This window comes from Paenibacillus paludis (assembly GCF_042610515.1).
GTDB lineage: Bacteria > Bacillota > Bacilli > Paenibacillales > Paenibacillaceae > Paenibacillus_AQ.
The window spans coordinates 371,449-390,221 of record NZ_JBGJZP010000005.1; the positions used below are offsets into that span (position 1 = coordinate 371,449).

General features: G+C 52.4%; 16 protein-coding genes and 1 riboswitch. Of the genes, 3 read left to right on the forward strand and 13 right to left on the reverse strand.

What is annotated here, in order from left to right:
* Positions 1–56: 56 nt before the first annotated feature.
* The 3 genes from pstB to pnpS form a co-directional block, all read right to left on the reverse strand.
* A complete protein-coding gene (pstB, locus tag ACAN56_RS12525) occupies positions 57–812 on the reverse strand; it encodes a phosphate ABC transporter ATP-binding protein PstB (protein ID WP_038588967.1) in 756 nt (251 codons plus the stop codon).
* A gap of 179 nt (positions 813–991) precedes the next feature.
* On the reverse strand, positions 992–1,720 hold the full coding sequence (locus ACAN56_RS12530) for a response regulator transcription factor (protein ID WP_038588964.1): 729 nt from the start codon (positions 1,718–1,720) through the stop codon (positions 992–994).
* A gap of 203 nt (positions 1,721–1,923) precedes the next feature.
* Positions 1,924–3,717, reverse strand: coding sequence for a two-component system histidine kinase PnpS (gene pnpS, locus ACAN56_RS12535; RefSeq protein WP_379143115.1), 1,794 nt, complete (start codon positions 3,715–3,717; stop codon positions 1,924–1,926).
* Positions 3,718–3,918: 201 nt separating this feature from the next.
* Between pnpS and ACAN56_RS12540 the strand changes: the two genes are divergently transcribed.
* Positions 3,919–4,941, forward strand: a complete 1,023-nt coding sequence (locus tag ACAN56_RS12540; RefSeq protein WP_038588960.1) for a LacI family DNA-binding transcriptional regulator — start codon at positions 3,919–3,921, stop codon at positions 4,939–4,941.
* Between the two features lie 131 nt (positions 4,942–5,072).
* Here the strand turns inward: ACAN56_RS12540 and ACAN56_RS12545 are convergent, their stop codons facing one another.
* Both ACAN56_RS12545 and ACAN56_RS12550 read right to left on the reverse strand, forming a co-directional pair.
* Positions 5,073–8,060, reverse strand: a complete 2,988-nt coding sequence (locus ACAN56_RS12545) for an alpha-amylase family glycosyl hydrolase (RefSeq protein ID WP_379143118.1) — start codon at positions 8,058–8,060, stop codon at positions 5,073–5,075.
* Between the two features lie 263 nt (positions 8,061–8,323).
* Positions 8,324–9,979 (reverse strand): fumarate hydratase, encoded by a 1,656-nt coding sequence (locus tag ACAN56_RS12550; RefSeq protein ID WP_379143246.1) that lies wholly within the window; start codon positions 9,977–9,979, stop codon positions 8,324–8,326.
* A 105-nt stretch (positions 9,980–10,084) separates the two neighbouring features.
* Here ACAN56_RS12550 and yfbR point away from each other — a divergent pair, with 105 nt between their 5' ends.
* Positions 10,085–10,720, forward strand: a complete 636-nt coding sequence (yfbR, locus tag ACAN56_RS12555) for a 5'-deoxynucleotidase (RefSeq protein WP_379143120.1) — start codon at positions 10,085–10,087, stop codon at positions 10,718–10,720.
* A gap of 28 nt (positions 10,721–10,748) precedes the next feature.
* On the opposite strand, the gene thiH is transcribed toward yfbR, so the two are convergent.
* From thiH to ACAN56_RS12580, 5 genes are all read right to left on the reverse strand, one after another.
* A complete protein-coding gene (thiH, locus tag ACAN56_RS12560) occupies positions 10,749–11,906 on the reverse strand; it encodes a 2-iminoacetate synthase ThiH (RefSeq protein ID WP_379143122.1) in 1,158 nt (385 codons plus the stop codon).
* Positions 11,907–11,935: 29 nt separating this feature from the next.
* Positions 11,936–12,700 carry a thiazole synthase gene (locus tag ACAN56_RS12565; protein ID WP_379143124.1) on the reverse strand — a complete coding sequence of 255 codons (765 nt, stop codon included), beginning with the start codon at positions 12,698–12,700 and terminating at the stop codon, positions 11,936–11,938.
* Positions 12,701–12,984: 284 nt separating this feature from the next.
* Positions 12,985–13,188: a sulfur carrier protein ThiS gene (thiS, locus tag ACAN56_RS12570; RefSeq protein ID WP_379143126.1), complete on the reverse strand. Its 204-nt coding sequence runs from the start codon at positions 13,186–13,188 to the stop codon at positions 12,985–12,987.
* A 51-nt stretch (positions 13,189–13,239) separates the two neighbouring features.
* Positions 13,240–13,848, reverse strand: coding sequence for a thiamine phosphate synthase (locus tag ACAN56_RS12575; RefSeq protein ID WP_081966130.1), 609 nt, complete (start codon positions 13,846–13,848; stop codon positions 13,240–13,242).
* Between the two features lie 112 nt (positions 13,849–13,960).
* A riboswitch (TPP riboswitch) is annotated at positions 13,961–14,063 on the reverse strand.
* Positions 14,064–14,211: 148 nt separating this feature from the next.
* Positions 14,212–15,081, reverse strand: coding sequence for an SDR family oxidoreductase (locus tag ACAN56_RS12580; RefSeq protein WP_038588950.1), 870 nt, complete (start codon positions 15,079–15,081; stop codon positions 14,212–14,214).
* A gap of 255 nt (positions 15,082–15,336) precedes the next feature.
* On the opposite strand from ACAN56_RS12580, the gene ACAN56_RS12585 reads away from it, so the two are divergent.
* Positions 15,337–15,762 (forward strand): NUDIX hydrolase, encoded by a 426-nt coding sequence (locus ACAN56_RS12585; RefSeq protein WP_038588947.1) that lies wholly within the window; start codon positions 15,337–15,339, stop codon positions 15,760–15,762.
* Between the two features lie 143 nt (positions 15,763–15,905).
* Here ACAN56_RS12585 and ACAN56_RS12590 read toward each other — a convergent pair whose 3' ends face one another.
* The 3 genes from ACAN56_RS12590 to icd all read right to left on the reverse strand — a co-directional run bounded on the left by ACAN56_RS12590 (position 15,906) and on the right by icd (position 18,710).
* A complete protein-coding gene (locus ACAN56_RS12590) occupies positions 15,906–16,331 on the reverse strand; it encodes a hypothetical protein (RefSeq protein ID WP_038588945.1) in 426 nt (141 codons plus the stop codon).
* A gap of 122 nt (positions 16,332–16,453) precedes the next feature.
* A complete protein-coding gene (gene mdh / locus ACAN56_RS12595; RefSeq protein WP_379143130.1) occupies positions 16,454–17,395 on the reverse strand; it encodes a malate dehydrogenase in 942 nt (313 codons plus the stop codon).
* Between the two features lie 19 nt (positions 17,396–17,414).
* Positions 17,415–18,710, reverse strand: a complete 1,296-nt coding sequence (gene icd / locus ACAN56_RS12600) for an NADP-dependent isocitrate dehydrogenase (RefSeq protein WP_038588941.1) — start codon at positions 18,708–18,710, stop codon at positions 17,415–17,417.
* Positions 18,711–18,773 lie beyond the last annotated feature (63 nt).

Consider the following 18,773-nt stretch of genomic DNA (forward strand, 5'->3'; position numbering starts at 1 on the left):
CTCCTCAAAAACGTATGGTCAGCTTGTCATTTCCAGTAACGGGTCCCTGCGGGGGGTTAGCCGAAGCGGCCGGATATATAGTCTTCTGTGCGGGAGTCCTTTGGATTGGAGAACAACAGTTCCGTATCCGCAGCCTCTACAATTACACCGTTCAGGAAAAACACGGTTTTGCCCGATACCCGGGCCGCCTGATGCATATTATGTGTGACCATAACAATGGTGTACTTATCGCGCAGCTCCTGTACCAGTTCCTCAATCTTTAGTGTGGATACCGGGTCAAGCGCGGAGGTTGCCTCATCCATCAGCAGAATATCCGGTTGTACCGCAAGCGCTCTGGCAATGCAAAGACGCTGCTGCTGTCCACCGGACAGGCTAAGTGCAGATTTTTTCAGAAAATCCTTAACTTCCTCCCAAAGCGCGGATTGCCGCAGACTTTGTTCTACGAGTTCATCCAGCTCCGCTTTGGCGCGGACGCCATGCAGACGGGGGCCGTAGGCCACGTTGTCGTAGATCGACTTGGGAAATGGATTGGGCTGCTGGAATACCATGCCGACCTGCTTGCGCAGGCTCTCCACCTCAACCTCGTCGCTGTAAATATTTTTGCCGCTGATGTTCACTTTACCTTCAATACGTGTTCCGGGAATCATGTCGTTCATACGGTTTAGTGTGCGCAGTAATGTGGATTTACCACAGCCGGAGGGACCGATAAAAGCTGTCACCTGTTTCTCCGGAATCTGCAGATCCACAGCCTTCAGTGCATGAAAAGACTCATAGTAGAGATCAAGTTTCTCTATGTCAATGATGGATTTCATTAGTTTTTGCGTCTCCTTCTCATCATCTTCGTTCCCCATGATAAGCTTTCAGTGTAAATAGAGTTGAAGAGAATTGTTAACGCAGTGTAAAATCGGTAACAATCGTCCCGTTTTCACGAAATGCCGATGATCTTATTATTTCATTTCTTTGTATATTTTAAAAAAAGAACACCGTCATTTCAAATGACAGGCGCTCTTTTCTTGCTAACTACCAGTTTGTAACCTACACCGCGAATCGAATCAATATGGACTGATTCCGGATCAAGCTCCAGTTTCTTGCGCAGTGAGCTGACGTGGACATCCACCGTCCGCTGTCCGCCGATATAATCAAAGCCCCATACGGCATTCATCAAATCGTCGCGCGTCAGCACCACACCCGGCTTGCGCGCCAGATACAGCAGCACTTCAAATTCCTTCGGCCGCAGATTAATGCTGACTCCGCCCAGAGAAACCTCATACCGTTCAGGGTAAATTTCCAGCTGTCCCAGAATAATCGTCGATGCCGATACTACAGCTTCCGGCTGGACTTCTTCGGCAAGTCCGGAGATCCGCCGGAGTACTGCGCTGACCCGGGCAAGCAATTCCGATACACCAAAAGGTTTGGTTATATAATCATCAGCACCGGATTTCAGGCCGCGAACTACATCCTCTTCGGCATTTTTGGCAGTCAGCACGATAACAGGCGTACGGATGCCTTGTCCGCGTAGTTTATCAAGAATATCAATCCCGTTCATTCCCGGAAGCATGAGGTCCAGTACGATCAGGTCAAAAGGTTCTCTAGTCGCACGGTCATATCCTGCCGTTCCATGATCCTCCACCGTCACTTCATAACCTTCCTGCGTCAAATTATAGGACAGCAGCCGTGCCAGCGTCGGTTCGTCTTCAATGACAAGCAATCGTTGTGCCATAGGTTCCCCCGTCTTCATATGTTTTTAAATTTACAAATCACTTCGCAAGCCCATCATATCACCGGAATGTTAACCCGGTGTAAAATCTCAAAGACTTCTGAATTTTTAAAAAGAATTCAATTCCATAGTAAACCTTGAAGGGCCCACTGGCAAATTTGAAAACGCACTGCCGGGAGCATGTCCAGCTGTAAACGGGCCTCCTCCTATTCTGCCTGCTCCTGCAGCAGCGGCAATTCCAGAATAAACGAGCTGCCGATGCCGAGATCACTCTCCACCGTAATCGAACCGCGATGCAGCTCCACCAGATGCTTCACGATTGACAATCCGAGGCCGGTTCCGCCGGAGCTTCTCGATCTTGCCTTATCCACCCGGTAAAAGCGTTCAAAAATCCGCGGCAAATCCTTGCGGGGAATGCCCATGCCGGTATCGCTGACGGTAAAGACAACCGTTTCCGTGCCGTCCGCCTTATGGCCGTTGACGACGGTTACTTTCACACTTCCCCCATCATGCGTGTAATTGATTGCATTGGAGAGCAGATTCATAAAGATCTGGCGCAGCTTATCTTCATCACCCTCCACGAACAGCTCGTTCGGCACATTTGCACTGAGGCTGATTTTTTTCTTTTCTGCCACTTTGCTGAGCGTCCCCAGTACGGAATCAAAAAATTCAATTAAATGGACAGGAGAGCATTCGAGCTGTACGCGCTTTGATTCGATTTTGGACAATTCCAGAATATCTCCGATCAACCGGTTCAACCGTTCATTCTCATCATAAATAATCTGCAGGAAAGAACGTGCCGTCTTCTCATCCGTAACGCCGCCTCCAAGCAGGGTCTCGGCAAACCCTTTTACCGCAGCCACCGGTGTCTTCAGCTCATGTGAGACGTTGGCCACGAACTCACTGCGCATTTTCTCCAGACGGCGAATTTCCGTCACCTCCTGCAGCAGGAACAGCATGCCCCGGTAAGAGCCATCCTGCATCATCGGCACACCGTCAAGCCGGACGATCCGCTCGGCCGGGTTATAAATGCTCCGTTCCTCGTGGATTGCCTCCTTACGGGTAACTCCCTCGTCAATCAATCGGGTAAGCTCATAATGATGCTTAATTTCCTTGTAGGAATAGCCGGCCATTTCACTGTTCTTCACGTCCAGCAGACGTTCCGATGCCCGGTTCAGCAGCGCAATCTCGCCCTCCGCATTGATCATCACAATGCCGCCGGTCATATTGTCCAGCACGCTCTGCAGCAAATCCTCGTTATCACGGATCGTCTTCAGCTGGGTCTGCAGGCTGTCGGCCATGGCATTGATTGCTGTAGCAAGCTGACCGATCTCATCCTTGCGCTTCATCGGCACTCGGGCATCATAATCCAGGTCGGTTATACGCCGGGCCACTCGCGTAATCTGCTCCAGCGGAGAGGTCATGCTTGAAGCCACCTTGTAGCTCACCAGGGTTGCCGCAATAAACAGCAGAACCAGCCCCCCGGCCATAATCAGCCAAGCCCGGCTGAGTCCTTCCGTCACCGCGTTTAGCTCCATGGAGAGCCGGATATAACCGTCGAACCCCCGATCCGAGACTACAGCTCCGGCTACATACAGCATTTGCCGGTCGAGGGTATCACTGTAACGGATCGCCCGTCCGATTCCTTCCTTGGCGGCCAGCACTTCCTCCTCACGGGTGGAGTGATTGTCCATTTGCAGCGGATCCTTCTCCGAATCGCCGATGACCTTGCCGTCCTTGGTAATGAAGGTGATCCGGGAATTGGTCAGCTTAGAGATATGCTTGGCCTGCTCCGTATAGAAATTCAATGCGCCGGAGCTGTTCATATCGGCAAACTGAAGTGTTCCGGAGAGCAGCTTTATTTCCCGGGACATGTTTTCCTCCAGGGCCGCAATATGGGAGTCCTTAAACAATTGGGCCATGGTAAGTCCGGCGCCGATCATGGAAATCCCGATCATAGTCATCAGTATAAAAGTAAGCCGGATACGAAACGGTTTCATCTAAAAATCCTCTTCCTTGTCATTATGTCATTGAGAACATCCTACCTCCATTTTGGCTAAAATACCAGTTCTCCAGGCAATTATCAACACAGTGTAAAAATAGGACAGCATGTGCTGCCAGCAGAGACGTAAAACATTAAGGCTCCACCCGATTTATGGTATTATCATTACAAAACCTGTTAAATTCGAGAGGGAAATCTAATGAAAGTAACGATTTCAGATGTTGCAAAAGCCGCCAATGTCGCCAAGTCGACTGTCTCCAAGGTACTGAACGATTCTCCGAAAATTTCGCAGGACACCAAACGCAGAGTCCGTGAAATTATGAAGCAAATGAACTATACCCCGAGCAGCATCGCCACCGGACTTGCCAGGCAGAGCAGTAATACCGTGGGGCTGCTGGTTGACATGTCCAAAGGAAGCGAATTTCTGAATCAATTCTTCTATAACATTATAGGTGGAATAGAGAGCGTGATCGGTCCGCTGAAATATGAGCTGACCCTCTGCAATGTGCAGCATAATGATGAAGAGGGAGATTTCCTGAACAGACTGGTCTACAATCAGCGCGTCGACGGAATTATCGCCAACAATTCAGTGCTGACGGAAGAACTGTCCGCGCAGCTCGATCAGCTTGGATTTCCCTACATCTCCATTGGCGAAAGTAACGATCCGGCCAGCTGGGTCGATTTCGATAATGAAGCCGGCGGCAGAATGCTGACACGCCACCTGCTGGAGCAGGGTTACTCCCTGCCCGCTTTCATTGGCGGAGAGCCGCATGAGCGAATCTTCACTTCCCGCTTAAACGGCTATCTTAAGGCTTTGAACCAGGCAGGCAGGTCCGCCCCGGAAAGATTCATTGTGAATGGGCAAGCCGACGAGCATGAAGGCTACCGTGCCGCCATGCAGCTTCTGCAGGGTAGTGACCGGCCCGACTGCATCGTATGTATGACTAATTATGTTGCCTTCGGCGTGCTAAGAGCCGCCCGCGAGCTGGACATTGAAATCCCCGCACAGCTCGGTGTGGCTGCTTTTGATGAATACCCTTTCTCCCGATATACCACACCTCCCCTGACCTCATTGAATATAGATACCTTCAAGCTTGGGGTAACCTCCGGCCAATGGCTGATGGATCTTATCCAGAGCAAAAATACGGGATCACGGCAGCTTCTGCTGGAACCGGAGCTTATTGCCCGGGAATCCACGTTAAGACATATTGTCCGGAATTAGCTTAGCCATAATCTGTTCTTCGCTAAAGTTTGTGGAACTTAAAACAAGGAGCGGCCTCCCGGGGAGCCGCTCCTTGTTTATAAACATCCATTTGGAAACCGATTAGTGTGGCAGAGATTTAATTGCAGCTGTTATTGATCCTTCCAGCGCTGCACGGTCAGCGTGACTGTCTGTGCTCCGCCTGCCGGTGTCAGTGTCCGGTTGGCGATGTCCGTACCGCCTGAGGCGGTTTCTACGGCCGCCCAGCTTCCACGGGTCAGCTTATACTGCACAGCAGTTCCTGCAGGCAGGCTGAGTGTAATCGAATATACGCCGTCGCTTCCCTTGGTCAGCTGGTAAGCAGGGTCCGCTGCGTTCCAGCTGTTAAAGGAGCCGGTCAGATACACCGGTCCGCTTGCAGGCGTAGTACCCGGAACACTGACCCGGAACGTCACGCTGTCGGCCTGCGGTTCTCCAGCCGACAGGCTGCCGTTCACCAGACTCGAGCTCCCCGCGCCAAAGTGATAATTGTTGCCGCCGTTGCTGTCCCATGTGCCGCTGCCATTATTAAAGGCAGCGGTCAGACCGGCCGCATTGCCCAGCGGAATCTCTAGTACTTTATAACCCGCATAGGAGGAAGACTCCATCTGCACGCCTGGCGTAGTCGTCCAGGTCGTTGAACCGTCCAGCTTGTAATGGATATAGGAATTGCTGAAAGCTGCATTCTTGTAATAGATCGTCGCCGTATTGCCCACAGGTGTCGCTGTTGGCGTCACCGTTGCTGTTGGCGTTGCTGTAGCAGTCGGCGTTGGTGTTGGCGTCACCGTCGGTGTGGCTGTCGGTGTTGGAGTCGGTGTCACCGTCGGTGTGGCTGTCGGTGTTGGAGTCGGTGTCACCGTCGGTGTAGCTGTCGGCGTCACGGGTCCGCCGGATTGGATATTTCCGGTCGGTGTATAGGTCCAGGTGCCGGTGCCGAAGAAATAATTGCTGCCGCCGTTGCTGTCCCATGTGCCGCTTCCGTTGTTGAAGACGGCCTCAAGCTGGGTGGCAGCACCGATATTGACCGTTATTTTATTGTAGCCTGCCACTTCTGCTGCCGGTATGGCTACGCCAGGTGCCGTCGTCCAGGTCCCTCCGGCCGGACGGTAATGGATATACGGTGTGGTATAGCCCTGCTTATAGTAGATCGTCACATTGTTCCCCGCAGGTGTAACAACTAGAGCGGCTAAGCTGAATCCCGACAGATTGGATGCGGCATCAAAAGCTTTTATTGTATAAGAATAGCTGGTATTACCCGCTAACCCGTTATCCGTATAAGATGGGGTAGAAGTAGTCCCAACCTTGACGCCATTGCGGTAAACCTCATATCCGGTTACACCAACGTTGTCCGTGGACGCTGTCCAGCTTACCAGTACACTGGATGCATTTTGCACAGTCGCTGTCACATTGGTTGGCACAGACGGAGGTTCGTTTTCTGAAACAGGCTGTGTTTTGGAGTAGACTTTGGCTGTATTTGCGCCCACAGTTACTGTGATTTGCTTGCCCGTTACTCCTCCCGCTTGCACTGTCACTTTGTCAGACGTATTGAACTGGTTCAGCAGAACCGTTCCAGCAGTCAGTGTGCTTTCAGCGCGCAGCGGGATAGTGATGGTCTGCGAACCGTTCGAGGCATTGCTGAATACAGAGATGACCTCCTGGCCGACATTGGCTCCAGTGTCAATGCGGCGCGAGAACGCATACAGGTTCTGGGCAGACCACATTTCACGCTGGGTGCCGGTGCGCAGGGCCGGGTTATTTTTGCGGATTTCATTCAGCTTGGCGATATGCTTGAAGGTGCTCGCGTCTTCATTAAAATAGTTCTGAATCACATTGCCGCTTGCATCCCGTTTCACCATCGACCAGCGGTTCCAGGTATCGGCGATTCCGCCGGTCATAATCTGGCCGTTGCCGTTGCCCTTATTCTGCTCTGTACCCTGGAAGACCACCGGGGTTCCGCGAACAGTGAAAATAAAGGACAATGCATTTTGCAGCTTCTCGACGTTTCCTCCGGCTTCCGTCAGGAAACGGTTGCGGTCATGATTATCTATAAAGGTGACCATATGGTTAGCATTTCCATTGTAAAGGGAATCGAGCGCCAGCGTACTTTTGATATTAGACTCGAAAGACTGACCGTAGGCGAAGCTGTTCAGCACGGAGAAAAATAACGGGAAGTCGAGCATTCCCCATTCCTTGTTATTACCCACCCAGCGGGAGACAAATTCGGCATTGCCGTCAAAGTTCTCGCCGAAGGTATTGACGTTCAGCAGATTCTGCAGCTCTCCAATGTCCGTAGGTTTCATCAGCTTGGCTGCATCGACACGGGCGCCGTCTGCCCCTGTATAATCAAACCAGCCCTTGATGGAATTGAACACAGCCTGCTTGGCAGCCGGAACATCGAAATCAATATCATCCAGCCCGCCGAGATCATGATTCTCCAGGTAGTCCTGAGCCCACTGATCATATCTTCCGTCGGCCAGCGACCAGTTGATATCCCCGTTATGATGATACCAGGACGTATTATTAAAAGGGGCTGCTGGCTGCAATGCCGGGATATCGTAATAGGCCTGACTGCCGAGCATATAGTCCCCAATATGATTCGGCACAACATCAATAATCACTTTTATTCCCAGAGCATGGGCGCTGTCCACCAGCTCCTTAAGTTTTTCTTTTGTCCCGAAATACGGGTTGGCAGCATTGGGGTTTTTCACGTTGTATCCATGGTAGGCCGTGTTTTTCCCTGTGCCGTTGTTCTCGCGGTTCGTCATTTGTGGTTCAGCGACCGGAGAAATCCAGATTGCCGTATACCCCATGTTATGAATATAGGGAAGCTTGTCGATAACCCCCTGCCAGTCGCCGCCCTTCATGTAACGGAAATCTTCTTCTGAGTTCTCCCCGTAACGGATTGCTGCGCCGGTGGCATTATTGGATGTATCCCCATCATTAAAGCGGTCAACCATAATCTGATAAATCGTATCATTTTCGGTAACGGTGCCTATGCTGGCGGCTTCAACCTGCGACGGCGGGACCACAAATAAATTCATCGTGATCGAAAGAACAATGGACGTGATTAGAACGGGAATAAGCCATGGTTTACGTTTCATTCTCATCTCCCTCTCATAAAAGCGTTTACAAAACCTGTGTTAGACTGTAAATGCAATTCCATCACTTGCCTCACTGCATTGCAATTCGGGAAACCGGTTTCCTCCTAGAAGAAATTACCATGCAAACGTATGCGTTGTCAAGAAATTTAAATTTCTTCGTTTTTTCTCCTTAATTCTTCTGAACATCGGCAAAAAAAGAAGCCTCGCTCCAGAGTGAAAATGAAGGTTGGCTTCTGTTATTTGGTCTTTATCTTCCTGATGACTTATTTGAACACAGGTTCGCGGAACTGGGCCAGCTTGGCTGCAGAATCCTTCTCCACATCAGCATGCAGGCTGTTGCCGTGCGAATCCATCGTTACGATTGCCGCAAAGCCGTCTACCTGCAAATGCCACATCGCCTCAGGGATTCCGAATTCCATAAAGTCGACTGCATTGACCTTCTTGATACATTCGGCATAATATTGCGCGGCTCCGCCGATAGCGTTGAGATATACGCCGCCATGCTCCTGCAGAGCCTTCAACGTTTTGGGGCCCATTCCGCCTTTGCCGATCACGGCGCGGATGCCGAATTTCTTAATAATATCCCCTTGGTACGGTTCTTCGCGAATGCTTGTAGTCGGCCCTGCCGCTTTTACATGCCAGCCTTCCTCATCCTTCAGCATGACCGGACCGCAGTGATAAATGACTGCACCGTTCAGATCAACCGGCGTTTCGTGGTCCATCAGGTATTTATGCAGCGCATCGCGGCCGGTGTGCATTTCCCCGGACAGGATTACCACATCGCCCACCCGCAGGCTGCGGATGTCCTCCTCGCTGATCGGCGTCGTCAGCCGGACCTCGCGCGATCCGCCTGCCGTTGCAGGTTGCCCTGCTCCTTCAGCAGCTTCAGCGGCCGACAAAACAGCCGGAGCCCCTGGAATCGTGGCATCCTCGGGAACCACACCGGAACCGGCAGCACCTGCGGCATGCACAGCTACCGGCTCGGGCGAAGGTACTCCAGCATCATCAACGGAAATCCCCGTGCCGCTCTCATACAGCCATTCCCTGATCTTGCCGGTCGCAGGATCAACCAACACGCCCTGGCGGCGGAAGGCCCAGCAATTATAGGCCACCGAGACGAAGAAGCTGGCCGGAAGCCGGTTCATCACTCCCACCTTGCAGCCCAGCAGCGTGACTTCGCCGCCGAAACCCATCGTGCCGATGCCCAGCTTGTTGGCATTCTCCATAATATAATCTTCCAGCTTGCCCAGATCCTCTACCGGGTTGATATCCTCCACCTTACGGAACAGCTGCTTCTTGGCCAGCTCATAGCCTGTCGTGCGGTCTCCGCCGATGCCCACACCGATGAAGCCCGCGCTGCAGCCCTGTCCCTGTGCCTGATAGACGGCATGGAGAATACATTTGCGGATGCCGTCGAGGTCACGGCCAGCTTTGCCCAGTCCTTCCAGCTCTGCCGGAAGGCTGTATTGGATATTTTTGTTCTCGCAGCCGCCGCCCTTCAGGATGAGCCGGACATCTACGCCCTCTTCATCCCATTGTTCGAAATGGATTACCGGTGTCCCGGCGCCCAGATTGTCTCCGCTGTTTTCGCCGGTAAGCGAATCTACCGAATTGGGACGCAGCTTGCCGTTTTGGGTCGCCCGGACTATGGCGCTGTGTATATCTTTTTTCATTTCTATCTGATTAACGCCTACAGGTGTATGAATAATAAACGTCGGCATCCCCGTATCCTGACAGATCGGCGATACCTGAAGCTCAGCCATTCCGATATTCTGTGCAATCGTGGTCAAAGCAAGTCCCGAGCGGGTCGCCCTGTCTTCCAGCGCGCGCCCCTTCGCTACCGCCCTGCGCACATCGCCCGGTAAATTTGTGGAGGTCTCTACGATCAGATTATAAATGCTGTCTTCAAAATGCTGCATCTTCATTCAGGACTCCTCTCCATCAGTTCCAGGTTGTCTAAACTCTGTTACAATTAGTTATTATAATATCATATTAATCGGCTCATGAAAGGGGTTACTTAAAAATTGAACTACCATTTTTCAGCCTATTTGTATCGCCTTCAATATATTCAGCGCTGGAGCCTGATGCGCAGCACCGCCCCGGAGAACGTGGCGCAGCATTCATTCCAGGTAGCTTTGCTGGCCCATATGCTGTGCTCGGTCGGCAACGCTCATTTCGGGCGGTCGCTAAATGCCGACCGGGCTGCGGTGATGGCGTTGTTCCACGACGCCTCCGAGGTATTCACCGGCGATATCGCTACGCCGGTGAAACATAACAACCCGCGGCTGCTGTCCAGCTTCCGCGACATGGAGCGGGCCGCCGCCGAACGTCTGGCGGCGATGATTCCGCCGGAGCTAAGCGCGGTCTACACGCCGCTCCTGCAGCCGCAGGACAGCCCGCCCGGCTCAGAGGATGCCGGGCTGCTGCGCTATGTCAAAGCAGCGGATGTGCTGGACGCCTACCTGAAATGCGTCTGGGAGGTCGCTGCAGGCAACCGCGAGTTCGCCGCTGCCAAAGAGCAGACCGCGACAAAGCTGCGCATACTGGAACTGCCGGAGATGGATTATTTCCTGGCCCATATGGCTCCAGGGTTTGAAATGTCGCTGGACGAGCTGTCCGCTGGCATGAGCAGTGAGCCCGGGGCAGATTCGGCAGATTGAATGCAGCAATTTGATCGCTTCGAATTTATTAACGCAGGGAGTCCACCTGATGGTGTGGTGTAATCTTTGGTGAATGGAGCGGCTCTGTCAGGATATCCCAGTCCTTGAATACCGGCTGCAGCCCCTTGGCATACAACATTTCTGTAATTTCATGCACTTTGCGGCCATCCGATATTTCAAACTGCGGGGTTCCGCCTTCAAGGGTATGCCCGCCTACCTCGGTGGATACTCCTGCGGACATTTTAGTGATGCCGAGATGGACCAGATGATCGCGCAAAGCTGCCGGTTCCCGCGTGGACAATGAAATGCCCGCACGGGGCAGAAACAGGCGGTAAGCCAGTATGATCTGCACCAGCGCACGGTCGGTTACATCACTTGCCGGATTGAATTCTCCGAGATAAGGGCGAAAACGGGGAATCGACAAGCCGATCTCGCACTCCGGGTACTTGTCCTGCAAGTATCTCGCATGCAGGGCCGTTGCCAGAGCCTCCTGGCGCCAATCATACATCCCCAGCAGGGCACCAATATTCACGGATCGAAACCCGGCGCGGCAGCCGCGTTCGGGCGCATCCAGACGGTTGCGGTAGACTCTCTTCGGACCCTTCACATGCAGCTTTCGATAGGTCTCCTGATGGTACACCTCCTGATACAAGGTAAGACCGTCTACCCCTGCCACCCTCAGATCATTGTATTCTTCCGTAGAGAGCGGATTAACCTCAATGCTGACTGAAGAAAAATAGTCACGGAGCACCTTCACGCACTCCCTCACATAAGCGGCCGGACTTTCACTCCGGGATTCGCCGGTCAAAATCAGAATGTGGCGCAGGCCTGTGGCGGCGATGGTTTCTGCTTCTTGCCTGACCTCCTCCAGTGTCAGTTTTTTGCGCGTAAAGTCATAAATCGAGCTAAAGCTGCAATAAGTGCAATGATTCACGCAAAAATCGGCCAAATACATCGGCGTAAACAGCTGCATCACATGCCCGAAGTGCGTACGTGTCAATCTTTGCGCTTTCTGCGCCATTTCCTCCAGGTAAGGCTCCGCCGCCGGAGACAGCAGTGCCATCAGCCCGTCTTCGTCCAGATGTTCCAATCGTAGCGCCCGCTTCACATCCACCGCAGTATACTGCTTCCATAAAGTCTCGTAAGGAAGCTGCTCTAACCGAATCACCGTATCAAAAAAGCTCATGCTCTTCCTCCCTTCCTTCTCTCCATTGGCTAGAACAAAAAGCCGGTCAGCGGCGAAGTGGCCGTTGCCGCCTCCTCCACCGGCCCCAGTCCGGCCAGATAAGCCTTGCGCCCTGCGGTTACCGCCTCACGGAATGCCTCCGCCATCAGAAGCGGATCACGCGCAGTAGCAATTGCCGTGTTCAGCAGCACGGCGGATGCGCCCATTTCCATTGCCTCAGCAGCCTCGGATGGTCTGCCAATACCGGCGTCAACAATCACCGGAAGATCCACTTCTGCGATCAGAATCCGCAGCAGCTCCTTGGTCTGCAGGCCGCGGTTCGAGCCGATGGGCGCACCCAGCGGCATAACAGCGGCAGCTCCGGCTGCCTTGAGCCGGATAGCTGCGGAAAGATCGGGACTCATATACGGAAGTACAACGAAACCCTCTGCAGCCAATATTTCCGTGGCTTTAACTGTCTCCATATTATCAGGCAGCAAATATTTCTGATCATTAATGACCTCGATCTTCACCCAATTGCCCAGCCCTGCCGCCCTGGCCAGTCTGGCAATACGCACCGCTTCTTCGGCTGTACGCGCGCCGGAGGTATTGGGCAGCAGCGTCATATGGGAGGGGATATGCGCAACAATGTTGTCGTTGCTCTCCGGATCAACCCGGCGCAGAGCCACCGTAATGACCTGAGAACCCGAACGTGCAATCACTTCGGGAATGAGGGTATTGCGGCTGTATTTCCCGGTTCCGATAAACAGCCTGCTGGATAAAGGGATTCCGCCGATAACGAAAGGATCTTGCATAAAATCGCCTCCTGAGATAGTGGCCCGCTAAAATGCGGAGCCTCTGTTGCTGATACGCCGAGTTTTGATCATACCTGTTATGTCTTACGTCTTATGTCTTACGTCTTACCTTTAACTCTTGCTTCTTACGTCTTACCTCTTACCTCTTACGTCTTACGTCTTGCCTTTAACTCTTGCTTCTTACGTCTTACGTCTTACGTCTTACGTCTTACTTCCTACCACTTGCCACTTACCTCATACCACTTACCTCTTGCTTCTTGCATCCGGCAACACGCACTGGCTCTTTAGCCACCGCCGACAAAGTGGACCAGCTCTACGCGGTCACCTTCGCTCAGCAGCGTATTTCCGTAAACGTCCTTGCCGACGATCTCACCGTTCAGCTCCACGATAACCAGTCTCCCGGTCCACTCGGACCGGCATAGCAGATCAGCTACAGTCCGGCAGCCCTCTTCATAGGCCCCGCCTTTTCCATTCACGATCAAATTCATGCTTGCTCACCTCCTTTAACTGGTGCAGGAGCATTATTCATGGCTTCAGACTTAAGGTACGGCCTGAACTGCTGATCTGTAGGCTGTAGCGGCGGCCACAGGATCTCCTGCACTGCATATTCCGGACATTACGGCAATTCCGGCAGCACCCGTTGCCAGAACCTTTCCGGCATTGCCCGGCTCAATTCCGCCTATGGCGATCAGCGGAATGCTGCTGCAGCGGACAGCCTCAGCCAGCTGCTGCAATCCGCGTTCCCGCTGCCCCGGCTTGCAGGCCGAGGGAAACACATGCCCGAACAGGCAGAAGTCCGCTCCCTGCCGGCCGGATTCAGCCGCCTCCTCCGGGGAATGCACCGACCTTCCCAATCGCAGGTCCGGTGCTACGCTGCGCGCTACGGCAGGCGGCAGGCTGTGCCAAGCCAACTGGACCCCGCCCGCCCCTGCGGCCAGAGCAACGTCTATCCGGTCGTTGATCACCAGCTTGGCAGGCGGAACCCCCGCTATGATCAGCTGCTCCGTCAGAGCTATGAGCTCCCGCGCAGACATTGCCTTTTCCCGGAGATGGATATAATCCACTATGAATTGCACAGCCGCAGCCAGCTGAACAAACTGCGCCGGATTCTGCCTTCCATCCGAGATCAAATGTATCTCTTTCAACACGTTCACCTTCTCCTGTTCTTTTGCATTACCGGCAAACACAAAAAAGACCGCCCCCGTAAAGGAGGCAGTCTGGAATATATACAGGAATACCGGGCCATTCAGCCCCACTGCAGTTATTCGTTCTCCACTTCCCTACGCTGGTATAAACCAGATCAGGTTCAAAGGGTCCGAACGGGTATGTTCGTCTCAGCCTTGCGGCACCCCTAGTGACAAATTCATATTCAATTACGCTTAACGTTTCATATACTAACATATTATTCCTTGAAGAGCCATCCTTTAAAAGAGGCCTGCATCAAAAAGAGCGGAACCCAAGGGTCCGCTCCAGACTCTAATTATTCATAGCAGTGAAATCAGCAACCGCGTTTAGCCGTTTACGACCTCGCCGCCATTCACATGCATTACCTGTCCGCTTACATAAGATGAATCATCGGAAGCCAGATACACATAGGCCGGAGCGAGTTCCTCCGGTTGTCCCGGGCGTTTCATTGGCTGCGTGCCGCCGAATTCACTGACTTTCTTCGCGTCAAAGGTCGACGGAATAAGCGGTGTCCAAATCGGTCCCGGCGCTACGGCATTTACCCGGATGCCTTTGTCCGCCAGATTCATCGACAGCGAACGGGTAAAGCTGAGAATCGCACCTTTGGTGGACGAATAGTCCAGCAGCTGCGGGCTGCCCCGGTATGCTGTGATCGAAGTTGTGTTGATAATCGTGGACCCTTTTTTCAGGTGGGGCATGGCTGCCTTGGTCAAATAGAACATCGAAAAAATATTCGTGCGGAACGTCCGCTCCAGCTGCTCAGAGGTAATATCCTCAATCTTCTCCTGCGGATGCTGCTCGGCCGCATTATTAATCAGGATATCCAGCTTGCCGAGTCCTTCCACCGTCTTATTGATCAGATCCTGGCAGAACGCCTCCACGCCGATATCGCCGGCAATCAGAACGCACTTCCGCCCCTCTTGCTCCACCTGACGTTTAGTCTCTTCGGCATCGGAATGCTCATTGAGGTAGGAAATAACGACATCCGCACCCTCCTTGGCAAAATGAACGGCAACCGCCCGGCCAATACCGCTGTCTCCTCCTGTAATCAGAGCCGCCTTGCCCAGCAGCTTGCCCGCCGCCTTATAGGCTGAGGTCTCGAATTCCGGCAGCGGATTCATTTCACTTTCAATTCCGGGCTGGCGGTCCTGCACCTGCGGAGGTAATGTTTTTTTGGTTTGCGTGTTGTCTGGCATGATCCATTCTCCTTTCGCTGTGTACCTGTTGGTTACTCATCGTTTTAGGGTTGGCTCAGGGTGCCTGGTTTATGCACCTGCAGATCATCTCTTCATTTGCTTTACGTTATGTTACTTACCACACCTTGGGCGCGGTCAAACTAAAATGTCAGTCGTTTTTGCCGGGGAAGACGATATACTTTAGAGAGAAAGCACTAATCCAGCAATGGAGTTGCAGATTTATGCAGACTCTGCGCAGAGGGGAGAGCACGCAATATGGTCAAACACACACGCAGCATCATCGTTGCTGTCAAAGGAGTTATTGTACATGGAGGCCGGATTCTGCTTGTTCGGCGTGCGGCAAGAGATTCTGTCGGAGCGGGCACCTGGGAATGTGCGGGCGGAAAAATAGAATTCGGAGAAGACCTGGAGGCGGCTCTGGAAAGGGAGATTTATGAGGAGACCGGACTTGCGGTTACTGTCGGCAATCTGCTGTATGCAACCTCGTTTCTAACCGATCCGGCAAGGCAGCTTGTCATTATCACCTATTTGTGCCGGAGCACAGACCATGCGGTACATCTGTCCGTAGAGCATTCGGATTATAAATGGTGTACCCGGCTCGAGCTTCAACGCCTGCTTCCGGCGGGAATCCTTGCTGAATTTGAGAAAAGCCATGTTTTCTCCCTGAACGAACTGCTGTAAAGCGTTGTCTGCTACAATCTGTGGCGGCGGCATGGCGGGGTGGTACCCGATAGACTTGTCCCGAAGTAATGTCTGCACCCAAAAGCCCGCTCTCCATGCCATTCCGGAGGCGGGCTTTCTGTAGTCTTTCTATGAAGGAAGTCTTAAATAATACTGTTGTACACCATGAAAAACACCATCAGCACCAGCGCCACCATGAGCAGCAGGCTTAAGGTACGGATTTTGCCTGTCTCTGCGGATACGTCACGGTTCTCGCGCATGCCGGCTGCGGCAAGACGCAATGGTTTGCTGATGATGCCGCCGAGTGCAAACATCGCAAGCAGCAGAACAACAACCACGATCATCCATGGCACCGAATATTCACCTTTCGTCATCATATAGCCGCCAGTCAGCAGTTGGATGACCAGACCGTACTGGGCGAAGCGGTTGAAGCCGCCGATTGCACTAAGCGTTCCTTCTCTCGCAGGGACGCTCAGCTTCTGGACACGCCCGAGAACAAACGGCAGCACCAGATAAAAGCCCAGCGCCAATGTACCGATCATATGTAGAAAAAACAAAAAGTGACCCATAACATACCTCCTCTAATGTTTTCAGTGATTTTAGTTACACTTCAATTATACCTAACCAACAAATAGAAGAAAAGAAAACCCCCATTTTAATTTCTAAAATGAGGGCTCCCGCAGGCTGATGCTCAGATCGTAACTAACGAAGTAACGGCACGTACCGAATCTGCCGACCTATCCAAAGCCGTTTTCTCCTCTGCCGTAAGCTCCAGTTCATATACCTTCTCAATACCGTCCGCACCCAGCAGCGCCGGAATGCCCATGAACAGCCCATCATAGCCGTATTCACCTTCAAGCAGAGCGATTACCGGGATAATCCGCTTCTTGTCCTTCAGGATCGCTTCAGTCATCTGGACCAAGGAAGCCGCTGGCGCATAATAAGCGCTGCCGTTGCCGAGCAGGCTGACAATCTCGCCGCCGCCGACTCGTGTACGCTGTACAATCTCGGCAATACGCTCTGCGGAAATCAGCGTATCAATCGGAATGCCGCCCACGCTGGAGTAGCGTACGAGCGGTACCATATCATCGCCATGTCCACCCAGCACAAAGCCGCGTACATCTTCAACCGAAACGTTAAGCTCTTGGGCGATAAAAGTACAGTAGCGGGCCGTATCCAGCACGCCGGATTGTCCGATTACCCGGTTTTTGGGGAAGCCCAGTGCATTGTAAGCCACATAAGTCATCGCATCTACCGGATTGCTCAATATAATTACGATGGATTCCGGAGCGACACGTTTCACATTTTCGCAGACCGATTTCACAATTCCTGCATTGGTATTCACCAGATCATCGCGGCTCATGCCCGGCTTGCGGGCGATGCCTGCCGTAATAATCACGATATCCGAATCCGCTGCATCCTCATAGCTTGAGGTTCCCGTAATCTGGCTGTCGAACTTCTGCACAGGGCCGGCTTCCAGCATGTCCAGCGCCTTGCCTTTGGTCGGGTTCTCGAGCTGCGGAATATCCAGCAGCACCACGTTGCCGAGTTCCTTCTGGGCAAGCATAAGCGCCGTGGTAGCGCCGGTGAAGCCGGCACCCACGACTGTAATTTTATAACGTTTGATGGCCAAGAGATATCCTCCTACAAGACTACAGATTATTGATAATTTCGTCAGCAAACGCGGAGCATTTCAGCTCTGTTGCGCCTTCCATTTGACGGGCAAAATCATAAGTCACCGTTTTGTTGTTGATCGCGGTACTCATTCCTTTGTAGATAAGGTCAGCCGCTTCCTGCCAGCCCAAATGCTCCAGCAGCATTACTCCGGAAAGAATGACCGAACCCGGGTTCACAACGTCCTTATCAGCATATTTCGGAGCCGTACCATGTGTTGCTTCAAAGATAGCATGCCCTGTTAAATAGTTGATGTTCGCTCCCGGAGCGATGCCGATGCCGCCGATTTGAGCAGCAAGCGCGTCGGACAAGTAGTCGCCGTTCAAGTTCAGCGTAGCAATCACATCGAAATCGGTCGGACGGGTCAATACCTGCTGCAGAGCGATGTCGGCAATGGCATCCTTGATGATGATTTTGCCGGCAGCTTCCGCTTCCTTCTGGGCAGCGTTGGCCGCAGCTTCACCATCACGTTCCTTGATGACATCATATTGGTTCCAGGTAAATACTTGGTCGCCGAACTCCTGCTCAGCCACTTCGTAACCCCAGTTCTTAAACGCACCTTCGGTAAATTTCATGATATTGCCCTTATGCACAAGCGTTACGCTCTTCCGTCCATGCTTGATCGCATATTCAACTGCAGCGCGCACGAGGCGCTTCGAGCCTTCGGAAGACACTGGCTTGATGCCGATACCGGATGTTTCCGGGAAGCGGATTTTGTTCACACCCATTTCCTTCTGCAGGAATTCAATCACTTTCTTGACAGCCTCGGAGCCTTCCTGGTACTCGATACCCGCATAAATGTCTTCTGTATTCTCACGGAAAATAACCATGTCCACCAGCTCCGGATGTTTCACCGGTGAAGGCACGCCATCGAAATAACGCACTGGACGCAAACATACATACAGGTCCAGTTCCTGGCGCAACGCCACATTCAAAGAACGGATTCCGCCGCCGATTGGAGTGGTAAGCGGGCCTTTAATAGCTACAATATATTCACGAATGGCTTCCAGCGTATCATTAGGCAGCCATTCACCATATGTATTGAAGGCCTTTTCGCCGGCAAATACTTCATACCAGGCAATTTTTTTTGTACCGCCGTAAGCTTTGGCAACAGCCTCATCAAGCACCCGTTTGGAAGCTTTCCAAATGTCGCGGCCAGTGCCGTCACCCTCAATAAAAGGAATAATCGGATGATTCGGAACCACCAGTTTGCCGTCTTCAATCGTGATTTGTTCGCCTTCTGTCGGCAGATCGTATTTTTCTAGTTTCAACATTTGTGGGGAATCCTCCTAAAAAGTTTAGTTTAGTTTGGTTAGTCACTTGCGTACATTCATTCT

Coding starts and splice junctions, on each gene's coding strand:
- pstB (WP_038588967.1), bottom strand. CDS start 812: ATGAAATCCATCATTGACATAGAGAAACTTGATCTCTACTATGAGTCT.
- ACAN56_RS12530 (WP_038588964.1), bottom strand. CDS start 1,720: ATGGCACAACGATTGCTTGTCATTGAAGACGAACCGACGCTGGCACGG.
- pnpS (WP_379143115.1), bottom strand. CDS start 3,717: ATGAAACCGTTTCGTATCCGGCTTACTTTTATACTGATGACTATGATC.
- ACAN56_RS12540 (WP_038588960.1), top strand. CDS start 3,919: ATGAAAGTAACGATTTCAGATGTTGCAAAAGCCGCCAATGTCGCCAAG.
- ACAN56_RS12545 (WP_379143118.1), bottom strand. CDS start 8,060: ATGAAACGTAAACCATGGCTTATTCCCGTTCTAATCACGTCCATTGTT.
- ACAN56_RS12550 (WP_379143246.1), bottom strand. CDS start 9,979: ATGCAGCATTTTGAAGACAGCATTTATAATCTGATCGTAGAGACCTCC.
- thiH (WP_379143122.1), bottom strand. CDS start 11,906: ATGAGCTTTTTTGATACGGTGATTCGGTTAGAGCAGCTTCCTTACGAG.
- ACAN56_RS12565 (WP_379143124.1), bottom strand. CDS start 12,700: ATGCAAGATCCTTTCGTTATCGGCGGAATCCCTTTATCCAGCAGGCTG.
- thiS (WP_379143126.1), bottom strand. CDS start 13,188: ATGAATTTGATCGTGAATGGAAAAGGCGGGGCCTATGAAGAGGGCTGC.
- ACAN56_RS12580 (WP_038588950.1), bottom strand. CDS start 15,081: ATGCCAGACAACACGCAAACCAAAAAAACATTACCTCCGCAGGTGCAG.
- ACAN56_RS12585 (WP_038588947.1), top strand. CDS start 15,337: ATGGTCAAACACACACGCAGCATCATCGTTGCTGTCAAAGGAGTTATT.
- ACAN56_RS12590 (WP_038588945.1), bottom strand. CDS start 16,331: ATGGGTCACTTTTTGTTTTTTCTACATATGATCGGTACATTGGCGCTG.
- icd (WP_038588941.1), bottom strand. CDS start 18,710: ATGTTGAAACTAGAAAAATACGATCTGCCGACAGAAGGCGAACAAATC.